Genomic DNA, 21,776 nt, shown 5'->3' on the forward strand with positions numbered 1-21,776 from the left:
TCTAGATTTTAATAATCTAGAGGGAATTAGAGGATGTTGATCATGGAAACAGAAGCAAAAATTAGGCGCATGTTTCATGTGCAAAAATTAACTATTGCGGAAATTGTTCGCACAACAGGATTATCGCGTAATACAGTTAGACGGGTAATCCGAGCAGAAAAGTCTGGGAAAAATTATCAACGCTCCATTCAACCACTACCTGCACTGAATATCTTCAAAGAGACGTTGGTATCATGGTTGAACAACGACCACAAGTTATCGAAAAAGGAACGCCGTAGTGCAATGAAGTACTACACTCAACTAAAAGAAAGTGGCTATTGCGGTTCTTATGATAGTGTCCAGCGTTTTGTTAAAGTATGGCGCTGTACGAGTCGAGAGTCATTAAAAGCCTATATTCCACAATACTATCATCCCGGAGAGGCCTATCAGTTTGATTGGAGTGAAGAAACTGTAGAGCTTGCAGGCGTTGTTCAAAAAATCAAAGTAGCTCAATTTCGTTTAAGCTACAGCCGTAAATTTTTTCTTGTAGCATATCCTCGAGAAACTCAAGAAATGTTATTTGATGCGCATAATTTAGCCTTCAAATTTTTTGGTGGCTTAACGCTAAGAGGTATTTATGACAACATGAAAACGGCGGTAGATAGTGTTTTCAAGGGTAAGGAGCGTGCTTTTAACCGGCGATTTTTGGCATTAATGGATCATTACTTAATTGAACCTACAGCCTGCAATCCCGCAGCCGGATGGGAAAAGGGGCAGATTGAAAATCAAGTTGATAATGTACGTGACTGGGTATTTAAACCACGTCTTAAATATGAAACCTTGTCGTTATTAAATGAACATCTTCAGCAGCAATGCCAATTATTGGCCGAGAAAAGGCATCACCCAGAACAACAAGAACTAACTGTTGACGCTGTATTTCAAGAAGAAAGAACTCATTTTAGAGCGTTAAATCATCCATTTGATGGGTATAAAGAAGTTTCAACTCTAGTACATTCAACCTGCTTGATTCATTGCGATAGAAATCGTTATAGCGTTGATTGTGCCTATGCCAACCAGATGGTGACGCTCAGGATATACGCATTAACTATAGAGGTATTTTCAGGTAATGAGTCCATCGGTTGCCACCAACGCACCTTTGGCCGCAATAAAACACTGTTTAATCCATGGCATTATTTACCTTTACTGGAGCGCAAGCCAGGGGCATTACGCAATGGTGCTCCATTCAAAGACTGGCAATTACCACCAGCCATTTTAAAAATCAAAAGCATTCTCATGAAGCGCCGTGGTGGTGACAGAGAATGCGTTGAGGTGCTGTTGGCAATGAGTGAGCATGGCATTGAGGCGGTGAGTGTAGCCTGTGAATTAGCGCTAACAGAGCAGGTGGTTAGCCGTGATTATATTCTTAATGCGTTGCATCGATTACGGCCTACAGCACTTCCTCAAGCAACGACAATGCCCGCTGGATTAATCTTAAAGGAAGAACCCACAAGTAATTGTCATAAATATAATTTACTCTTAACGGGAGCAAATCATGCCATTCACTAAATTATCTGAGTTGCTTAAGATATTAAAATTACAAGGCATGTTAGATAGGTTGCTAGCCTATGAAGAGTCGAAGCCTTTGGTGAAACTAACTCATTATGAGTGGTTATCTATGCTATTAGAAGCAGAACAAATAACACGCAAAACGCGTGCTATTAATTATCAACTGAGTGTCGCAAAATTCCCGGTCAATCGTAATTTAAGCCAATTTGATTTTACGCAACATCCTGTTAATGAAGAAGAAATAAGTTTATTGCACGCAGGGAGCTTTGTTGATGCTGGGCGCAATATTATTTTTGTGGGTGGCACGGGCTCTGGTAAAACGCACTTAGCTATTGCTATAGCAACTAATTTAATTAAGCAAGGAAAGCGGGCTTGTTTTTATAATGTTGTTGATCTGGTCAACAAATTAGAACAAGAAAAAAAACAAGTTAATACAGGACGGCTAGCTAATCGCCTGCAAAATTTTGATGCTATTGTCCTGGATGAGCTTGGATATTTACCATTTTCTGAAGCGGGCGGAGCTCTGTTGTTTCATTTAGTTAGCAAATTATATGAAAAAACATCATTAATCATTACAACAAACTTAAATTTTGGTGAATGGCCAAAGGTGTTTTGTGATACAAAAATGACCGCAGCCATGCTGGACAGATTGACTCATCATTGCTCTATTGTTGAGACTGGAAATGAAAGTTATCGCTTTAAAAATCGAAGCTAAAACAGTAAAGTAAATAATCAATGTGATATGTTTTTGAGGGTCAATTTTGGATGCGGTTTGAGGGTCAAAATTGGATGCTGATTGACAAACTTGAAGGACCATCTCAAATGGAAAGTGATAAGCGGTCTTCATTCATGATCTAGCGCAAATCCGACTTTAGTGTACCTTTAGTCTTTGCCGCAAAAATATTTTTATACCAAGCACAGATATATTCTGGGCGAGTTTATGCGACAAAACCCAGTAACCTCTGAAGGAGGCGACCATTGATTTGTGTACTGAGTTTTCAAACCTATTTTGAGACTTAATTATAAATTCATGAACATCCAATCCCTGTGTCTGGAAACCCCATCGTTTTACGAAGGTAGCTAAACTGGTAGAATGATTTTTTATATGAAAAATTAAAGCCATGGCCTCAAAAGAAGAAACTGTTTTTTTCATCCTTGATCAAATTAAAGTTGCAGGGAGCATTTCAGCAAAAAAGATGTTTGGAGAATATGCCATTTATTGTAATAACAAAGTAGTGGCTTTAGTTTGTGATGATCTGCTTTTTATCAAACCAACAATATCAGGAAAAGCTTTCATAGGCGAGGTAGATGAACAGCCTCCCTACCCTGGCGCTAAAAATTATTATTTAGTTTCTGGTGAGCGTTGGGAAGATAGCGATTGGTTATCTGTATTGATTAAAATTACTGAAACCGAGTTACCTGCGGCAAAACCTAAAAGCAAGAGGAACTAATTCTTATCTATCCCATACTTCTGACTTTTGTAATTTAGGAATGCTTTGTTTGCTTCATCACTATCTTTTGTTATCTCTGCATTGTATCTTTGGGTGCGATTTATAAACAACGCACTCCCTCAAGATGTCAAGAATACTCTAAGGAATGCATCTATTATTGCCAATAATAGGGTGGTTTTTAATATAAAAGGTAATGACCACCGCATTTCTTGTGCCATGGACTACCCCAGGTTAGCCATGTTTATTAAATTTGTTGGTACTCACAAAGAGTATGATCGAGTGAATGCCTCGGAAGTTGAAAATGATTAAGCCAATTCATAATGAGAATGATTATAAAATTTCTCTCGAACGAGTTGATACCCTTTGGGGAGCGGAGCAAGATACTCCTGAAGGAGATGAGCTTGATGTGCTACTTGTTCTTATAGAAGGTTATGAAAATAAGAATCATCAAATGCCCCCATCTGATCCTGTTGATGCCATCAATTTTTTAATGGATCAAATGAATTTAACTCGTAAAGATTTGGAGGCTTTTCTTGGTCCTAAAAGTCGCGTTAGTGATGTTTTAAATAGAAAACGTAACTTAACCCTACCGCAGATTGTCAAATTGCATAAAGAATTACATATACCTTATGAGAGCTTAATTGAAGAGCGCTATTATCTTTAAAGATAGTTTCTGATAATTATATTAGTGTCTGTTGACATTTCGCCTGCCGCCTCCGTGCCGCGGCTTGTCCCTGTCTCTTGATCACATCTTATCCATGTAGATGCTTTGAGCGATTAGAAATCCTTCTATTCGCTCATTCAATTTAAACCAACCGTTCCAAATAGTTGACCATGCCGCTTTACCAGTGCTCTTGGAGTTGGTCCATCCACCAAGTTTGGCAATTGCTTTGAATGCCCAGTATGCATCAGGAGTTTGAGATGGAAACTCCGTTTTCTCCACCGTTTTCCATAAAACCCTCCATTCAACCTCGCTCAATAACTCATCACAAGGAACACAAACATGTTCCGCATCCAGGAGTTGAGAGTCTGGCTCAAAATACTCTTTGAGTTGAAGTAATCTAATGGCTAAAAAAGATAGAATGACTATCATTTTTTCTAAATTATCAGCAGATTGCATTCGTAAAAGTTCTACGTTTGTTCCGGATTTCCATGCTTTATGAAAGTCCTCGATACGCCACCTGAGTTCATAATATCGGATCACTTTCCTTGCTTGTTCAAAAGAGGAAATATCTTCTGTCGTTATTAATATCCACTCCAAAATAGCTTCTTTTTGAGGATGTGTTTCAGTGGCATATACTACATTCACTGAGACGGGCTTTAATGGTTTTTCTCCATTTCTGCGCTCGGGCGGTTGCAGACTTACTTTGACTGCCTTTATCATTAATTCAACTTGACGTTTTGTCAATCGTTTATCGCCTAGCTCAATACCACTAAATAATGCCTCTGACCATACACTAGAATCGCTTAATGACGAATTCATAAAACTCACCTTATTTAAAAATAATAAGGTGAATTTGATCATTATTTCTTCTTACATACAAGATGTGTAGAAGATTCAGGGACAAGCCGCGGCACGTAGACAGCAGGTGAAATGTCAACAGACCCTAGATATGATGCATATAGAAAAAGGAATTAAGATGAACAAATTTCAAATAGTTGATGAGCATTGGCAGATGTTTGAGGATATATCATCAAAATGAAAGCTATAAAAATTTAAAAGCCCAAGCAAACATATTGGGTCAAACTATGAAAGAAATTTTTACGAAGTGAATTATTTATGTAAGCTCCGGAATTTTGAAGCTGCCTCTAAAGACAGCTTCGATAGCCTATTATTTTTTAGGAGGCATAATGACCTGATTGATGACATGAATAACACCATTGGATGCTTTAATGTCTGCTTTAACTACTTCAGCACCATTAACAAACACCTTTCCATCATTTAAAGTTACATCAATTGATTGTCCTTCCACTGTTGGCACCATGCCGGCTTTTATTTTATCAGATGTCACATCACCACTGACCACATGATAAAGTAAAACAGATTTTAACGTTGCTGGATCAGCCGCCAATGCATCTAACTGTTCTTTAGGAATTGCTGCGAAGGCTTCGTTTGTCGGCGCGAAAACAGTAAATGGACCTTTCCCTTCAAGGGTTGCAACCAAATCAGCTTGCTTTAGAAGCGATACTAAAGTGGAAAAATCCTTATTACCCGATGCAATTTGCACAATATTCATATCTGTTGCATAAGCTGATATAGAAATAAAACCAGCCAGTAGAATGCCCATAAATTTTATAAGTCCTTTCATGATAAACTTTTCCTTTTAAATAGTGACGTACAGAAATGTACAATGGTTATTATAGTCCATATCCTGTTCGTTTGAAATCAAGAAAAAAAAAGACTCTTCTTTTATGTGTCACAACTCCCTATAATGGACCATAATTTAAAATTAAATGGTTTCAAACTATGGTGTCATTGGGTGTTGGATCGTAACTCAAAACATGAAAAAAGAACCCAACTGCTCAAGCAAGAGGTGAAATAATGCCCTCCATTCGATTTATACTCGCTGACCAGCTCTCTTCGTCTATTTCTTCCCTTGATGGCATCGATGCCAAATCTGATTCTGTTCTAATATGTGAAGTGATGGAGGAGGCTACATACGTCAAACATCACCAGAAAAAAATTGCTTTTTTATTTTCTGCCATGCGGCATTTCGCGCAAATGCTGCGTGAGAAAGATATCAGTGTTCGTTATATTAAACTGGATGATCCTGAAAATCAGGGCAGTTTAACGGCTGAGCTGCAACGCGCGGCGTCAATACTCAATGCAGATAAAATCATCGTGACTGAGCCAGGCGAATATCGCGTTCTCGAGATGATAAAGTCCTGGCAGAAAATGCTTGGCATACCAGTTAAGATTCTTCCTGATTCCCGCTTTTTGGCAACTCATACTGAATTTGCTGCATGGGCAAAGAATAAAAAACAACTGCGTATGGAGTTTTTCTATCGTGAGATGCGGAAAAAATACAAGATTTTACTGGAAGCAGAGGGTACGTCCCACCTGCTCAAACCAGTGGGTGGTGAGTGGAATTACGACAAGGAAAACCGAAAGCCACCAAAAGCGGGCATGGTATCGCCAAAACGAATATCCCACCAAAAATCCGCTATAACTCAGGAAGTTTTGAATTTGGTTCATAGTCGTTTTTCGCATCATTTCGGCAGACTTGAACCCTTTCATTATGCCGTAACTCGCGAACAGGCAATGATCGAACTGGATCATTTTATAGATACAATACTTCCACATTTTGGCGATTATCAGGATGCGATGGTAGCTGGTGAACCCTATCTCTATCACTCGCTTATCTCAAGTTATCTGAATGCGGGTTTATTGCTCCCACTGGAAGTCTGCCAGAGGGCAGAGGCATGATGTGGTCTAATGGATTTGTACACTCCAGATAAGAGATAATCATCTTAACTGGAGGTAATAAAATGGGTGCAACGAAATATACTAAAGAATTTAAACTAGACGCTATTAGTCTTGTTTTGGAGCAGAATTATACGCAATCAGAAGCTGCACAAAGTCTGGGCATTGATTCCAGGTTGATAAGCCGGTGGATCAAAGAACACTCCAAAGAGGAAGGGCAAGCATTTAGAGGTAATGGTAAATTAACTGACGAACAACTAGAGATACGTCGTTTACGAGAAGAATTAAGACGCGTAACAATGGAAAAAGAAATATTAAAAAAGGCGACGGCCTTCTTTGCAAAAAATGAAATGAAGTGAAATATTCATTTATTGCCCAGAATAAGAAGGCCTGGCCAATTGACGTGATGTGTCAATTGCTGGGTGTTACAAGAAGTGGTTTTTACAATTATCTTAAATGTAATAAACCACCAGATCCATTGCATGTGGAGATGCTTGATTGGGTTAAAAAATTAGCAGAATCAAGCCATTATACTTATGGAAGCCGTCGAATGAAAAAAGCATTAAATGCATTAGGTTATCCTGTTGGGAGAAATAAAGCCCGAAATCTAATGAAGGAAGCAGGAATACACGCACGTTACAGAAAGAAATATAGTGATGTGGTCAAGCAAATTGATACACACCAGTTAAGCGACTTTTTTTAATTGTATTATTTGCTCATTTTCAAACTGATTTGGACTTTTATATCCAAGGAATGAATGTAAGCGGTTACTGTTATAAAACATTGTAATATAATTCAGGATGTCTTGTTGTGCCTCAAAGCGAGTTTGGTAATTGCGCCATTGGACTCGCTCTTGTTTTAACCTCCCGAAAAAGCTTTCAGCAACAGCATTATCCCAGCAGTTACCTTTACGACTCATACTACCGATGCAACCATAAGTAGTTAATAGCATGCGATAAGCATTACTCGCATATTGAACGCCTCGATCGGAATGGGTTATTACTCCAGTATTGGGTTTGCGTTGCCAAAGCGCCATTTTAAGGGCGTCACAAGCCAGGCTTGCCTTCATCCGCGAACTCATACTCCAACCGATAACTTTTCTTGAAAACAAGTCGATAACAACAGCTAAATACAACCAACCCTCTTGTGTCCAAATATAGGTAATATCGGAGGCGTAAGCTTGATTAGGCTTTTCTACAATAAACTGTCTATTAAGTACATTTTCAAATATAGGCTGCTTATGCTTGCTGTTTGTTGTTACCCTATATTTCTTTCTGTAACGTGCGTGTATTCCTGCTTCCTTCATTAGATTTCGGGCTTTATTTCTCCCAACAGGATAACCTAATGCATTTAATGCTTTTTTCATTCGACGGCTTCCATAAGTATAATGGCTTGATTCTGCTAATTTTTTAACCCAATCAAGCATCTCCACATGCAATGGATCTGGTGGTTTATTACATTTAAGATAATTGTAAAAAACCACTTCTTGTAACACCCAGCAATTGACACATCACGTCAATTGGCCAGGCCTTCTTATTCTGGGCAATAAATGAATATTTCACTTCATTTCTTTTTGCAAAGAAGGCCGTCGCCTTTTTTAATATTTCTTTTTCCATTGTTACGCGTCTTAATTCTTCTCGTAAACGACGTATCTCTAGTTGTTCGTCAGTTAATTTACCATTACCTCTAAATGCTTGCCCTTCCTCTTTGGAGTGTTCTTTGATCCACCGGCTTATCAACCTGGAATCAATGCCCAGACTTTGTGCAGCTTCTGATTGCGTATAATTCTGCTCCAAAACAAGACTAATAGCGTCTAGTTTAAATTCTTTAGTATATTTCGTTGCACCCATTTTATTACCTCCAGTTAAGATGATTATCTCTTATCTGGAGTGTACAAATCCATTAGACCACATCAACTCTCTGCCTGCTCGGGCTTTGTGATTAACTCTCTCCCTGTTCCGACTTTGTGATTAACTCTCTCCCTGTTCGGGCTTTGTGCTTAACTCTCTCCTGTTCCGACTTTGTGATTATGTCCCTCCCTGTTCCGACTTTGTGATTAACTCTCTGCCTGCTCGGGCTTTATGATTAAGTCTCTTCCTGTTCGGGCTTTGTGCTTAACTCTCCCCTTATCCCGGCTTTTGTAATTAAGTCCCTCCCTGTTCGGGCTTTGTGGTTAACTCTCCCCTTGTCCCGGCTTTTGTAATTAAGTCCCTCCCTGTTCGGGCTTTGTAATTAATTCTCCCCCTGTCCCGGCTTTTGTAATTATGTCCCTCCCTGTTCGGGCTTTGTGATTAACTCTCCCCTTATCCCGGCTTTTGTGATTAAGTCTCTCCTTGTTCAGGCTTTGTGATTAACTCTCAACCCGTTCGGGCTGAGGAAGCGCTTTAGCGCTGTCTCGAAGCCTTCGCCAATTTGGGGCTTGAAACTTCGAGATGGAATAAATCCCACCCCAGAACTAACAATGTTGAGAGACTTGAAACATTTATGTCTGTCGAATAGGTATCTCTCTTAAATTAACAAAAAACGAAAGTTCTTTTGAATCTCATTCAAATCAAACTGATTGAGATAAAGGGAAAAGCTCATCCAGGCACTTAATGCCGCCAAATCCTGAAATGGTGGGGGTAGATAAACCGGATTGGTTAATATGCCACGTTCTTTCAACTCACCCAATAATGGCAAATCATCCAAAACCAATTTACCGCTGAATAAAAGAGGAATGGAATCAACATGCTTTTGACTGATAGCAAAACGAATATAATTGTAAATTAAAACAAAACCCTTAGCATAAGATAAATCCTTCGTAAATGGACCACCTGTTGGGGTGCTGCCTCTAAAGATACGTACCGTATGATTGTAACTGTCGTCCTCACTCAAACCACAATCTATAAAATAACGATAGATATCGAGAAAATCAGCACCGTGGGTAACTTTGTCCAATGCGATAACCCGGTTAGTAATTTTCAACATCCTGCCCGGGTAAGAAGAAAAAGTAACAACTTCAGTAATGACGGCTAACCCCTCTTGAATCACACTGCTCGACGGTGAACCTTTGGAGAGGAAGAAACAGTTAGGCTGCATGGCGCCGTTCAACGTTGTCCCCACATGTACCCAACCTTCATGAACTTCCAAATAGCGTAAATCACGGTCGCTAAACATCGCTTGCTGACTCAGCTTGATACTATCCGCACCCGCCGATGCATCAGCAACCATTCCATCACTAATCATAACGGTTACTTTACCCGGGTGTCTCGCAAAGAAATGTCCTAATCGGGCCTGAAGAATTTCCTGAGCTTGTTCCGGGGTATGACGTTTTAAATCGGCTTCTGATTGTAGTTGAACATCCAAATCAGTTAACACATCAAACAACAGTGTCCCCATCTGACTCATGCGCGGACCGCCAGCATAAAATACATCATTTGGACTGCCGTAAAGCTCCATCGACAATTCACTAAACGCAGGAGTTCCTCGTGCAGCCAACATTTGAGCCGCGCGACTGTATTCATCACATTGACGTCTAATTAACCGGGTTACGGTGGAGTATTGCCCCAATTGGTTCTGGGCATCCCGCAAAATAAATCGGAACTCTTCCTGTTTTTCATGCACATCGAAGGGTAAAGGTTTTTTTGCATAATAGGATGTATCGACATTGGGAAGTTTTTTTCCTTTATGTTTAAAAAACTCTTGTTTGACTGAATTATCCCATTTAATACTATCAAGAATCCTGATTTTGCGTTGCGCTTCCACAATGCGCCGGGACAACTCCTGTATGATCGGCAACTCACCTGATTCTGATGGTGTCATAATCAAATCCTTATGAGGTGATTACGTCCACAGGCGGTGCAATACTCACCTGTGCACTCTGATTTTGTGGCGGTAAATCATAAAAAGTACTTAAATTGGAACTCGTTAACGGCGGTGGTACTTCCAGTTTTTCACCATTTCGACTTCTTAAATAAAGATTCTCTCCGTTACTTGAATAACGAGAAGAGCAGGCCGATAAAGCCAAAACAGCAAGAACAACAAAACCTAATTTTTTCACAACATTCCCCAATTAAATCAAATCTAAACTCTTAAGTTCTTTTTCTAAAGCCTGATGGTGAATTTCAGACAAAGGAGTCAAAGGTAATCTTATCTCTTCGCCAATCAAACCCATTTTATTCATTGCCCACTTCACTGGTATGGGATTAGCTTCTACAAACAGCAGCTCATGTAGAGGCATCAATTGATCATGTAAACGCAGACAAGCAGCGTGATCTTCGTCCACAGCCAAATCGCACATTTTTGCCATGAGTTTGGGAGCAACATTCGCGGTTACCGAAATGACGCCCTTTGCTCCAGCCAACATCCACTGAGCCCCAGTGAGATCATCACCGCTAAACACATCAATACTGCCTTCGGAGAGACGTAAAATTTGTTGCAATCGGGTCATCTGCCCCGTAGCCTCTTTGATACCTATAATATTAGAAATTTTAGCCAGTCTCGCTACCGTCTCAGGCAGCAAATCACAGGCTGTTCTGCCTGGAACGTTATATAAAATAATAGGTATTGGTACTGACTGAGCTATTTGACTGTAATGCAAATACAAACCTTCTTGCGTAGGACGAATGTATGCTGGCGTCATAATCAAAACAGCATGAGCACCATATTCCATAGCCTGCAGAGTTAATGCAACACAGTCCCTGGTCGCATTCATTGCAGTACCTGCAATCACAGGTACTCTCTCTTTTGCCTGATCAATAACTGTTTTTATTACCAGGAGTTTTTCCTCATGAGACAAGGTACCTGCTTCTCCTGTGCTTCCGGCAGCAACCAGCCCGTGAGTGCCCATTTCTATGTGAAATTCAACCAATTCACGCAGACGGTTAGTATCCACTTGATCGTCCTGCATAGGTGTAACCAAAGCGACTAGACTTCCCTTAAACATGTTGTCCTCTGTTTTTTTTGTTCTTAGCCTATACTACTGGAAAAATGGGGTCCGAGTAAATTTTTAAAACAGGAATCAGCATAATATTTTAGCCTTTCAGAAAGACTTTCTCGAGAATTTATGATTATTTTATTTACATTTTTCACTTATTTTGTACTATTCTTCATATGAACGATGACAAATAACAAGAGGAAGTCAATCATGAAAAAAATAATAGCAACAGTGTTTTGTGTCGGGCTGGCAACCACAGGACTTGTTGGTTGTACTAATACCGAAGTAGGAACAACTGCTGGTGCCGCCGCAGGTGCTGGATTGGGCTATGCAGTTTCTGGTGGTTCCGCATTGGGAACGGTAATCGGTGCAGGCGCAGGTGGTTTGATAGGTAATACCATTGGCCAAAATCAAGACCGACGTGCCTATTATAATTCCCGCTATTACCGTCATGGGTACTATCGTAATGGATACTACTATTGATACGTTATGTTCTATCCCTTTTTAATAATTGGCCTTGGCTGACTTAACCCCTCTTGATAAAAGGGTTAAGTCAAGGCAATAACCAGGAAAAAATAAGAAAAACACCCCATTTCCAGCTATTCAAAAAAATTTGTTCGTGAATCATAAGCAATATGAAAATTCCATTGCTATACTGTTGAAATACAAAAAAATAATACAAGGATGGTACCCATGCGTCTAAAAAATAAAGTAGCCATAGTTACTGGCGCTGCCAGTGGAATTGGTAAAGAAATTGCCTTGGTCTATGCCAGGGAAGGAGCAAAAGTAGCAATTGCCGATCTCAACCTTACTCAAGCAAATAGTGTAGTGGAAGAAATTAAATCCCTTGGGGGACAAGCTATGGCAGTAACCATGGATGTCACCGATGAACAACAGGTCAATGAAGGGGTTGATGCTGTAGCTGAGCAGTTGGGGGGGATGGATATCCTCGTTAGCAATGCAGGAATTCAAATCATAGAATCAGTAGACAAGTTAGCTTTTTCTGATTGGAAAAAAATGATGGCCATTCATTTAGACGGAGCATTCTTAACTACTCGAGCCGCACTGAAGCATATGTATGCTTCAGGTAATGGAGGCAGTATCATCTATATGGGCTCTGTTCATTCTAAAGAGGCCTCCGTTTTGAAAGCTCCTTATGTGACCGCGAAACACGGTTTGATTGGTTTATGTGAAGTAGTTGCGAAAGAAGGAGCAGCGCACAATGTCAGAGCTAATGTGATTTGTCCAGGCTTTGTCCGTACTCCATTGGTAGACAAACAAATTCCAGAGCAAGCTAAAGAATTGGGCATTAGTGAAGAGGATGTGGTTAAAAAAGTAATGCTTAAAGATACCGTAGATGGACAATTTACTACTACTGATGATGTAGCCCAAACCGCCTTATTCTTTGCATCCTTTGCCTCCAATGCATTAACCGGACAATCCCTGGTAGTCAGTCATGGTTGGTTCATGGAATAAAACATGTCTAAGTTGACGACGAAGAAAAAGCTGACGCATCAGGTCATTGCCTGTGCCTTTCAGGGCGGAGGGGCACTTGGTGCATACCAGGTTGGCATTGTACATGCGCTGGATGAAGCTGGCTACTTCCCTGACTGGTTTGTCGGTACTTCTATAGGAGCAATTAATGCTGCAATTGCAGCAGGAAATCCACCTCAGATTCGTGTAGAAAAAATGCAGCAATTCTGGGACACCATATCAACTCCAGAGATGTTCCCTCAAGCAATTACTTTCGACGATCCGGTCAATCGTAAAATACAACACCTATTGTCGTCCCAGCGCTCTCTTTTCCTGGGGCAGCCTGGTTTTTTTCGCCCCCGCTTCCCTCCTCCGGAATTAGGCTGGCATGATAGCGCCGATTTATTGAGTTACTATGATACGTCTCCGTTGCGCAGCACACTGGAACGGTTTATTGATTTTGATCGCATCAACGACTCCAGAAACAGCACTCGTTTAAGCCTTGGGGCAGTGGAGATCAGCTCGGGTCTGATCGAATATTTCGATTCCGATGAACAAGAAATCGGACCGGAGCATATTATGGCGAGTGGAGCCCTGCCCCCAGGCTTTCCCGCAGTTGAAATCGAGGGGAAACTTTATTGGGATGGTGGAATTTCCAGTAACTCCCCTGCGACCTATGTTTTATCTCATCGGTGCCCGAAAGATTTACTTTGTTTTGCAGTTCATTTATTTGACTCCTATGGCCTGCACCCGACAAACCTCGATGAAATATTACAACGCAAAAAAGACATCGAATTTTCCAGTCGAATGGCCAAAGTAATACAACTATATCAAGAAATTCATGCGCTAAAAAATAGTATTCATGTATTGGCGCAACACATCCCTGAAGATCAAAAACTAAGTCCAGAGGTTAAGCAGTGTATCTCCAAAGGTAAAGATTCCAATATATCCCTGGTGCGGTTTTTATATGAAACCGATACGACTGAACTGTCCTCCAAAGATTATGAATTTTCCAAAAAATCAATCGCTGAACGAATAACTCATGGTTACCATGATGGTAAAAAGGCAATTAAGAAATCCCCATGGCTTGAATCAGTACCTCAAACTGTAGGTGTCGCTGTATATGATATGTCGAGCAAAAATTATTTGAATAATCAGGAGAAATAAAGATGAAGGAAGCAGAAGTGAAACAAAAAGCATTTGCCATGCCACTGTCCAGTCCATCATACCCTAAAGGTCCTTATCGTTTTATCAATAGAGAATTTTTGATTATCACTTATGAAACAGATATAGACGTACTCCGCGAATTCGTACCTGCCCCATTGGAAGTGGTAGAGCCAATAGTCAAATTTGAATTTATCCGAATGCCAGACTCCACCGGCTTTGGAGATTACACGGAATCAGGGCAAGTGATTCCGGTGCGCTTTAAAGGGAAAATGGGTAGCTTTACTCATGCCATGTATCTGGATGACCATCCTCCAATAGCCGGTGGAAGGGAAATTTGGGGCTTCCCCAAAAAAATGGCCAACCCCAAATTAGAAGTGGTGCATGAAACCCTTATCGGTACTTTAGACTATGGACCTTGCCGCATCGCGACTGCAACCATGGGTTACAAATATGAAGTGCTTGATGTAAAAAAAATCGCTGAATCAATGACTAATCCCAATTATTTACTTAAAATAATTCCCCATGTGGATGGAAGTACACGAATTTGCGAGCTTGTAGAGTATCATTTGACTGAAATTTCGGTAAAAGGAGCTTGGCAGGGACCAGCACAACTTGAGTTAGCTCATCATGCATTGGCACCTGTAGCAAATCTGCCGGTACGTCGAATTGTGAGTGCTGTTCATTTGCAATCAGATCTTACCTTGCCTTATGGGCGCGTAGTACATGATTATCTGACCAAATAATTATTGAAAATGCATTAGGGATAAAATAAAAATGCTAATTATAATAGGCTACATTGTCATCTTGTTCTGTGTTTTTGGGGGATTTGCCATTGGAGGAGGCCATCTGGCTGCTGTGTTTCAACCTATAGAGTTACTTATTATTGGGGGTGCGGCTGTAGGTTCTTTTATTGTGGGAAACAACATTTCCGGTCTAAAATCCGTATTAAAATCTATACCAGCCATTTTTCGCAGTCAGCAATCAGTAAAAACTGTTTCTATCGATTTACTAAGTCTCCTCTATAATCTTTTGAATAAAGCAAGGCAACACGGTCTGATGGCTCTTGAAAATGATGTTGATGAACCGGAAAAAAGTCCTATTTTTACTAATTATCCTTCTTTGATGGCTCAGCATCACATCATTGAGTTCATTTGTGATTATCTACGTCTTATCATTACTTCTAACATGCAGCCCTTTCAACTTGAAGCTTTAATGGACATGGAAATAGAGTCTCATCACGAAGAAAAAATGATACCCATACACGCGATCACCAAACTTGCTGATGCCATGCCCGCTTTCGGTATTGTGGCCGCCGTTTTGGGGGTAGTTCATACCATGGAGTCTATTGATTTGCCCCCTTCTGAATTAGGGGTATTAATTGCCCATGCTTTGGTAGGAACCTTTTTAGGTATTTTACTTGGTTATGGGTTTATTGGTCCGATAGCTACAGTCATGGAACAAAGAGCCAATCAGGCTCAATTGTTATTGCAGTGCATTAAAGTGACCATATTGTCCAGCCTGCATAATAATCCACCCATTATAGCCATTGAATTTGGGCGTAAAGTATTATTTTCAGATCAAAGACCGTCCTTTACACAGCTCAACGATGAAATAAAAAATCCAAAACCTGCAGCTTCAGCTGAAGACGCAGCTTCTGAACCTACACCAAGTTAGAGTATATCTATGAGTGAAATAAATGATATCAGCGATCCGCTAGGTGATGACTTTGGCGATAAGAAAGATAAAAAAGAGAAAAAGGAAAAAACCAGCCCTCCTATCATTAGAAAAATAAAAAAAGGAGGGAATGGACATCATGGGGGATCCTGGAAAATTGCCTATGCCGATTTTGTGACTGCAATGATGGCATTCTTCTTACTCATGTGGTTAATTGCATCATTAAATAAATCTCAAAAAACTGGAATTGCCAATTATTTCAAGCAACCCATAAAAGTTGCTCTTACCGGTGGGGAAGGGATCGGCGATAGGAAAATAAATATCAAAGGAGGCGGCCCTAACGTAGAAGCGGTGGAAGGACAGGTTTCTGCCACCAATAAACCATTAACCAAACAAGAAATAGCCGAGGAATCCGACTCCAATAAAGACGAAATAGCGAAACTTGAAGAATTAAAATCAGAAATCAATCTGAGTATAGAAAATGATCCCTCGCTTGCAGGCTTAAAAAAACAACTGTTAATGGATGTAGTATCTGACGGCCTGCGTATTCAATTAATAGATAACCAGAAAAAACCCATGTTTGATGTGGGATCGGAAAAACTTAACCCTGAAGTTCAACCGATTCTGGCCAATATTGCCAAACTCCTTAATTCGGTAAATAACAAAATAACCATTCAAGGACATACCGATGCCAATCCATACCATAATCCGGAAGAGTTAGACTACACCAATTGGGAGTTATCCTCCCAGAGAGCAAATGCAGCGCGTCGAGCATTGATCAAATCAGGCATGAACGAAAGTAAAGTAATGACGGTTACAGGATTTTCTTCCACCGTTCTTTTAGATAAAGCCAATCCTTATAATCCAGAAAACCGGCGTATCAGCATTATTGTCATGAAAAAAGGTGCAGAAGATAAAATTATTTCTAACAAGTAAATACAACTCAAATTGCGCGTGATTAGATCAGACTCAGGGTTCTTGCCTCATCGTCAATTATATTCTGTTCTAAAATTGATTTAGCTCGACAGACTGACAAAGCAACCAACTGGGGCTGTGTCACTACAGAAAATGCCTTTTTCTCTACATCCCTGAAGAGTACTCTAACTCCTGGAGCAACAAAAACTACCGCTAAAAAAAGCGATTTCTTAAATTTAGCCTGTTCTTCCAGGTTACAACGAGATTTATATTCTTGAGGAAGTACTTTAATTTCTGGCAACAAGGTCCCCAAATAAGCCAAGCATGCATGTCCCTCACGGGCATGATGCTCTAATCCCGTAATCAAAGCACTAAAATCCACATCGTAAGTAATGTCTAATTTTCCTGGCTGTCTCAGGGGAATATTTCTATAGAGAGGCGAATGCGAGCCATAACAACGGTAATCCACATTTTTTAGTTTAAAAGAAAGATCGCCATAATCAATCACAATACTGACTAAAGCTTTTTCTGCCATCAACCGGGCATAAGTATCCAGGGAAGGACAGATTATTTTACTATCGCCCGGGTTCATGGAAGCACAAACCTCATCATGTTCGGCAATATATTGCTCTAAATCCGGAAATAAACTTAAAGGCAAAGCCGAATAAGAAAAGAGAAAACAATTTGATGGACCAACAAATTGTTTATTCGCTGTAATTGCCAGTAATTTTTTGAACCGTGCTGCGGTAACCACCAATCCCTGATGATCGATGCTCATCTTTTGGTCGTTGAGCAGCAACTTAAACTGTGCTGATTCATGCTTTAATCCGGCAACACTCTCCGGATAATGCTCATGTAAATAACTATAGGCTTCCGGCAGTAATACGGGAATAGCCATTTTTACCTGACATTGTCTTTTTTCATCAAAAACTATCTGTTCCGAGGGCAGCATATCCATGAGTTCATTACTAAGGTGCAATGCCGCCTTTTTATTATAACGAGTCATTTCTAATGCATCATCGTGGATAACTTCTACACTGCCCTCTTGAATGAAATGATCCAGTTTTTGTCTTTGTCGCACTACAAGAGCTGAGGCAATTTCAATTATCGTGTAATGAATGGCTTTTTCAAACTTGGCCCAACGCTTATCTTCTTCAGCCATAGCCTGTATAAAGTGTAGCATTTTGAAACAGAGGTCTCCTTCTCCGGCACCACATTCAAGGATTTCAAAACGCTCTTTATTCTCTGCTGGAAGCTGCAGCCAAATTTGAAAAGCCCTGTGGCTTAAAGCTATAGAAAGTAGATACCCCTCACTGGCTTCGGTATAAAAATGCCCTTCTTTGTTTACATCGTTAGTAAATTCAATGTTACCACTGGAGTAATAACCAGCATTATCCAGATATTGCATGCAATTAATGGCTTGCCCCAAAGTTAACAACCGCTCATCAAGAACCACATCATTGAAGGGTATGAGTTGTTTAGGCATCAGTTCAGGGAAAAAACGATAAGCGAAGGACTGTTTTTCGGGGCTTAAGGCAGGCCGCTTTTGTTCTGCAAAACTATTGGTCGCATTGGATGAAAGCATACTTGATAATCCTGCCAGCGACCGAAGTCTGGGTAGTTCTGCAATCAGGAAAAATAATTCGGGAATAGTTAAATCAAAGCGCAATAAATCATCTCTTGTTTGAATCAGCTGAGCACAAGGTCTTTCTACTAATACCCTTTTAGACTCGGCTTTTTTTTCTCCGGCAATTAATGGATGCAGAGCAGGATAAGCATTTATAACACCAACCAGGTCATCTAGTTGAGTAATATAAGATTCAATTAACCTATAAAACCTGGGACGAGGTAAATTAACTAATTTATCAAGAATACGCACATAATGCACCGCGTCAGGAATAAATGGCTTAAGCTGAGGAGCATGCAATAAACGCTCAAAAGTAGTAGGCAATAACTGACAAAATACACTTAAGTCTTCGAGGCTGCTCACAGCATACACCAAAAACCCGGGGAATCGTGCATCAAGATCCTGAAAGGCTTGCAGATCATTATAAGCCAACTGTAATAGCGCATCACGCGAATGGAATGCTTTAAGACTATCAAGGGATAGGTACCATTCTTTAGGTGGCAGATTTCCTAACCTGAACATTAGATTTAGTATTATGGAAAGTAAATCATATTGGCCCTTTTTATTTACTGCTAAAAATAAACTCCCCTTTTCAATAAGTTTCTGTTCAAGCCATTTTGAAAGTCCAATATGCTCTATAAGTAACATCCCAGTTTTTAAATTAGTTTTAAGCCATCTTTCTAACTTTATCTCTGGAATTGGATGAGGATTTTTATCCACACTCACTTTTAACTCTGCAGCAAGAAGGGTATCAAGATTATTTCTTGCTTCACTTATCTCAATGGTTAAAGACAGTTTGCTTAACAGATCATCCAGTTGCTGCAATTCAATTAGAATCGGCTCAATTTCATCTGGTTCAATGAGTGCGTCAGTACCCCTTATTTGAGATATTAAAGCACCTGTGGCGCGATAATTGGGGGCAGTTTCTTTTGTTTTTAAAAGAACTTCATGAAAAAATGCTAAATAGCTGGAATGAAAAGACATAAAGTGCACTAATGAATCAAATTTAGGTCAATTATACCTTATTCATCAACCATATTCCAAATTTTGGGCAATTTTGCCTGTCCATGACTTGCTTTGTTAAATCCAGTTGGATATGATTTATGACGGCTTTGTTGAAATATTGGCTTAGTAGTGCTAATATTGCTCAGCAATAGAGGAATACCTCTACTTGGATTAGTAATGAAATGGGGATGTTCTTTCATGTCTTTAAATGATTCTGCAACAATATCATCAGCTCAGTCAAACGAACACCTTTCGGAATGGAGAAAACAAGATACTGTCTGGATGTTAAGTCTTTACGGTACAGCAATTGGTGCAGGAACTCTTTTCCTTCCCATAGATGCCGGTCTAAACGGTATCTGGCCTTTAATCATCATGGCCTTACTCGCCTTTCCCATGACTTACTACTCTCATCGCGCATTATGCCGATTTGTCCTGTCAGGTTCTGCAGCACATAATGATATTACCGATGTAGTAGAAGAGCACTTTGGTCCTTTTGCTGGCAAGATGCTCACCGCTTTATATTTTTTTGCTATCTATCCTATTTTACTAATGTACAGCGTAGCGATAACGAATACTACTGAAAGTTTTCTTGTTAACCAAATTGGGGTTACTGCACCTCCAAGAGCTCTTTTAGCTATTGTGTTGATCCTGGCTCTAATGACCGTAGTTCGTTTTGGCCAGGACATTATTGTCAAATCAATGTCAGTATTGGTATATCCCTTTGCAAGCATTTTATTGCTGTTGTCGTTGTACTTAATTCCAAATTGGAACAATGCTATTTTGCAACAAAGTAACTCCCTGCAAGCAAATGGCGGGCATGGATTATTAATGACCTTATGGTTAATTGTTCCAGTCATGGTGTTTTCATTTAATCACTCACCGATTATTTCTTCTTTTGCGGTAAGTCAAAAACAACAGCATGGAAGTCAAGCAGATAAAAGAAGTTCCTCTATTATGAAATACAGCCATTTACTGATGGTGTCCTCAGTGATGTTCTTCGTATTCAGTTGCGTTTTCAGCCTTTCACCACAGGACTTGATGCAAGCAAAACAACAAAATATTTCTATTTTGTCCTATCTTGCCAATCATTTTAACACACCAGTAATTGCCTATATTGCGCCTTTAATTGCTTTTATTGCTATTTCCAAATCCTTTTTAGGTCACTACTTGGGGGCTAAAGAAGGCCTCAGCGGCATTATTGTTAAATCGTTAAAATCATCAGGAAAAACAATTAGTAGCAAAACTCTGCAACGAACAATTGAAGTGTTTATGGTGATGACCTGCTGGATCATTGCAACAATCAATCCCAATATCTTAAAAATGATAGAAACTCTAGGTGGGCCCGTGATCGCTCTGCTTTTATTTATTATGCCTATGTATGCAATTGCCAGAGTTCCAGCAATGAAAAAATACGGCAATCGACTAAGCAATCTGTTTATTACTGCCATGGGTATCATTTCCATCTCCGCAATTGTATATGGTTTGATTTAAGCCGTTGATTGTTCTATCTTAGCCCCTGTTACACTGCTCTAATACGGCTGCATCTTGACTTCAGGTTATAGTGTTCTCAGAGGTAATCAAGCACAGGTTGCGCTTTCGTGAGCGGTATTAACTATCAATTAGCTCCTAAACCGGATGCCCATTTCGCAGGGATACATCAGATCGAGATGACTTTCTCTGCCTGTTTTCTTAAAGCAAACTGCTACCCATGTTGTCTCAATAAAGGATGAGGGACAGGATCTGAAGATTGCTAATAAAGCCTTAATACAAATGATTTATAATTAATTTTAAAGGCCATTTTAAAGACACCAGGAAAGACACCATGCCAAAACTATCAAAACAACAAATTGAAAACATATTTGATAAAGTGGATGCTGAATTTTTTATCCTGCCGTCTAAAATAGGGGATCTTGGTATTACTTCAGATAAAGGTCTCGCTGCCACGAAACAATTAAAAGAAGATTTGATTAATGCTCGAAACAATTATAAAGATGCTCTAAATGCTGATGATGGAAAAAGCTATCAAGAAGTTGGAAATGAATTTATAAGTGCATGTACATTAGCAGCAAATAGGGTGGAAAAGAATTTGGGCTTGGGTGAATACCTCGAAAATATGCTGAAAACAATTACTAATGCGGTGATTAAAATCGGAACCGTTGGCCAGGTCAGTAATTTTTTCTCTAAAAAAAGCGCAACTGAAATTGGGAAAAGTTTTGAAAATCAAGTAACTAAAGCACATGAAGAGATAAAGCAAGATGAAGAAGCAGACAAATACCAACCATAAAATATAGACTCATTTTATAATACGAACCATTTACATAAAGGTTATTAAACCTAAATGAAATGGTTTGTATGCTTACGATGCGAGACCTGATTTACATTCATTAAAAACAGTACGTTGGGTGAATATTAGGTAACTTCTCAATAACCTCGAGAAAATCCAAAATCTCGATATCCCGCGGTTATTAAGAAGTTATGATATGAGCCTGAGTACTCACCTTTTGAAACAATGCCTGGCCTTGATGCAGCGTATAGTGTAATACGACTACATCCTGATTTCAGGTTAGAATTCGATTTTCC

21 protein-coding genes and 2 pseudogenes are annotated in these 21,776 nt (G+C 39.7%); 15 read left to right on the top strand and 8 right to left on the bottom strand.

What is annotated here, in order from left to right; genetic code table 11:
• The first annotated feature begins 33 nt into the window (after nt 1-33).
• The 5 genes from istA (at nt 34) to HRS36_RS14275 (ending at nt 3,660) form a co-directional block, all read left to right on the top strand.
• A complete protein-coding gene (istA, locus tag HRS36_RS14255; protein ID WP_197933184.1) occupies nt 34-1,545 on the top strand; it encodes an IS21 family transposase in 1,512 nt (503 codons plus the stop codon).
• A complete protein-coding gene (gene istB / locus HRS36_RS14260; RefSeq protein ID WP_173235816.1) occupies nt 1,532-2,260 on the top strand; it encodes an IS21-like element helper ATPase IstB in 729 nt (242 codons plus the stop codon). The genes istA and istB overlap by 14 nt, the downstream gene beginning before the upstream one ends.
• A 406-nt stretch (nt 2,261-2,666) precedes the next feature.
• Entirely contained in the window at nt 2,667-2,996 is a 330-nt protein-coding gene (locus HRS36_RS14265; RefSeq protein ID WP_173237815.1) for a TfoX/Sxy family protein, read from the top strand.
• A 45-nt stretch (nt 2,997-3,041) separates the two neighbouring features.
• On the top strand, nt 3,042-3,305 hold the full coding sequence (locus tag HRS36_RS14270) for a type II toxin-antitoxin system HigB family toxin (protein WP_226905479.1): 264 nt from the start codon (nt 3,042-3,044) through the stop codon (nt 3,303-3,305).
• Complete coding sequence (locus tag HRS36_RS14275) at nt 3,298-3,660, top strand: helix-turn-helix domain-containing protein (RefSeq protein ID WP_173237816.1); 363 nt, start codon at nt 3,298-3,300, stop codon at nt 3,658-3,660. Before HRS36_RS14270 ends, HRS36_RS14275 begins: the two co-directional genes overlap by 8 nt.
• Nucleotides 3,661-3,741: 81 nt before the next feature.
• Here the strand turns inward: HRS36_RS14275 and HRS36_RS14280 are convergent.
• A pseudogene (locus HRS36_RS14280) lies at nt 3,742-4,398 on the bottom strand (IS4 family transposase); the annotation flags it as partial.
• A gap of 430 nt (nt 4,399-4,828) precedes the next feature.
• Entirely contained in the window at nt 4,829-5,305 is a 477-nt protein-coding gene (locus HRS36_RS14285; RefSeq protein WP_173237818.1) for a fasciclin domain-containing protein, read from the bottom strand.
• Nucleotides 5,306-5,538: 233 nt separating this feature from the next.
• Between HRS36_RS14285 and HRS36_RS14290 the strand changes: the two genes are divergently transcribed.
• A complete protein-coding gene (locus HRS36_RS14290) occupies nt 5,539-6,423 on the top strand; it encodes a cryptochrome/photolyase family protein (protein ID WP_173237819.1) in 885 nt (294 codons plus the stop codon).
• 62 nt (nt 6,424-6,485) lie between these two features.
• Nucleotides 6,486-7,072: pseudogene (locus HRS36_RS18735) on the top strand (transposase); the annotation flags it as partial.
• Nucleotides 7,073-7,105: 33 nt separating this feature from the next.
• Here the strand turns inward: HRS36_RS18735 and HRS36_RS14305 are convergent.
• The 4 genes from HRS36_RS14305 to dapA form a co-directional block, all read right to left on the bottom strand.
• Nucleotides 7,106-8,270, bottom strand: a protein-coding gene (locus HRS36_RS14305) for an IS3 family transposase (protein ID WP_420814306.1) whose coding sequence is annotated in 2 segments (ribosomal slippage) — nt 7,106-7,897 and nt 7,899-8,270 — 1,164 coding nt in all. Because the reading frame shifts where the segments join, the coding sequence is not laid out codon by codon here.
• 658 nt (nt 8,271-8,928) lie between these two features.
• Nucleotides 8,929-10,221 (bottom strand): flavohemoglobin expression-modulating QEGLA motif protein, encoded by a 1,293-nt coding sequence (locus tag HRS36_RS14310; RefSeq protein WP_173237823.1) that lies wholly within the window; start codon nt 10,219-10,221, stop codon nt 8,929-8,931.
• A gap of 10 nt (nt 10,222-10,231) precedes the next feature.
• Complete coding sequence (locus HRS36_RS14315; protein ID WP_173237824.1) at nt 10,232-10,459, bottom strand: hypothetical protein; 228 nt, start codon at nt 10,457-10,459, stop codon at nt 10,232-10,234.
• A gap of 12 nt (nt 10,460-10,471) precedes the next feature.
• Entirely contained in the window at nt 10,472-11,344 is an 873-nt protein-coding gene (gene dapA / locus HRS36_RS14320; protein WP_173237825.1) for a 4-hydroxy-tetrahydrodipicolinate synthase, read from the bottom strand.
• Nucleotides 11,345-11,545: 201 nt separating this feature from the next.
• On the opposite strand from dapA, the gene HRS36_RS14325 reads away from it, so the two are divergent.
• The 6 genes from HRS36_RS14325 to motB all read left to right on the top strand — a co-directional run bounded on the left by HRS36_RS14325 (nt 11,546) and on the right by motB (nt 16,585).
• Nucleotides 11,546-11,818, top strand: a complete 273-nt coding sequence (locus HRS36_RS14325; RefSeq protein WP_173237826.1) for a glycine zipper domain-containing protein — start codon at nt 11,546-11,548, stop codon at nt 11,816-11,818.
• Nucleotides 11,819-12,028: 210 nt separating this feature from the next.
• Nucleotides 12,029-12,811 carry a 3-hydroxybutyrate dehydrogenase gene (locus tag HRS36_RS14330; RefSeq protein WP_173237827.1) on the top strand — a complete coding sequence of 261 codons (783 nt, stop codon included), beginning with the start codon at nt 12,029-12,031 and terminating at the stop codon, nt 12,809-12,811.
• Between the two features lie 3 nt (nt 12,812-12,814).
• Entirely contained in the window at nt 12,815-13,975 is a 1,161-nt protein-coding gene (locus HRS36_RS14335; protein ID WP_173237828.1) for a patatin-like phospholipase family protein, read from the top strand.
• A gap of 2 nt (nt 13,976-13,977) precedes the next feature.
• Nucleotides 13,978-14,718, top strand: a complete 741-nt coding sequence (locus HRS36_RS14340; RefSeq protein ID WP_173237829.1) for an acetoacetate decarboxylase — start codon at nt 13,978-13,980, stop codon at nt 14,716-14,718.
• 31 nt (nt 14,719-14,749) lie between these two features.
• A complete protein-coding gene (gene motA / locus HRS36_RS14345; protein ID WP_173237830.1) occupies nt 14,750-15,649 on the top strand; it encodes a flagellar motor stator protein MotA in 900 nt (299 codons plus the stop codon).
• Between the two features lie 9 nt (nt 15,650-15,658).
• Nucleotides 15,659-16,585, top strand: a complete 927-nt coding sequence (gene motB / locus HRS36_RS14350; RefSeq protein WP_173237831.1) for a flagellar motor protein MotB — start codon at nt 15,659-15,661, stop codon at nt 16,583-16,585.
• A 22-nt stretch (nt 16,586-16,607) separates the two neighbouring features.
• On the opposite strand, the gene HRS36_RS14355 is transcribed toward motB, so the two are convergent.
• Together HRS36_RS14355 and HRS36_RS14360 are read right to left on the bottom strand one after the other, a co-directional pair.
• Nucleotides 16,608-19,175 carry an SAM-dependent methyltransferase gene (locus HRS36_RS14355; protein ID WP_173237832.1) on the bottom strand — a complete coding sequence of 856 codons (2,568 nt, stop codon included), beginning with the start codon at nt 19,173-19,175 and terminating at the stop codon, nt 16,608-16,610.
• 38 nt (nt 19,176-19,213) lie between these two features.
• Nucleotides 19,214-19,396, bottom strand: coding sequence for a hypothetical protein (locus HRS36_RS14360; RefSeq protein WP_173237833.1), 183 nt, complete (start codon nt 19,394-19,396; stop codon nt 19,214-19,216).
• Here HRS36_RS14360 and HRS36_RS14365 point away from each other — a divergent pair.
• Together HRS36_RS14365 and HRS36_RS14370 are read left to right on the top strand one after the other, a co-directional pair.
• Nucleotides 19,395-20,687 carry a serine/threonine transporter gene (locus HRS36_RS14365; RefSeq protein ID WP_173237834.1) on the top strand — a complete coding sequence of 431 codons (1,293 nt, stop codon included), beginning with the start codon at nt 19,395-19,397 and terminating at the stop codon, nt 20,685-20,687. The two genes, HRS36_RS14360 and HRS36_RS14365, sit on opposite strands and share 2 nt — an antisense overlap.
• Before the next feature lie 331 nt (nt 20,688-21,018).
• A complete protein-coding gene (locus HRS36_RS14370) occupies nt 21,019-21,480 on the top strand; it encodes a hypothetical protein (RefSeq protein ID WP_173237835.1) in 462 nt (153 codons plus the stop codon).
• Nucleotides 21,481-21,776 lie beyond the last annotated feature (296 nt).

This window comes from Legionella antarctica, from assembly GCF_011764505.1.
Lineage (GTDB): Bacteria > Pseudomonadota > Gammaproteobacteria > Legionellales > Legionellaceae > Legionella > Legionella antarctica.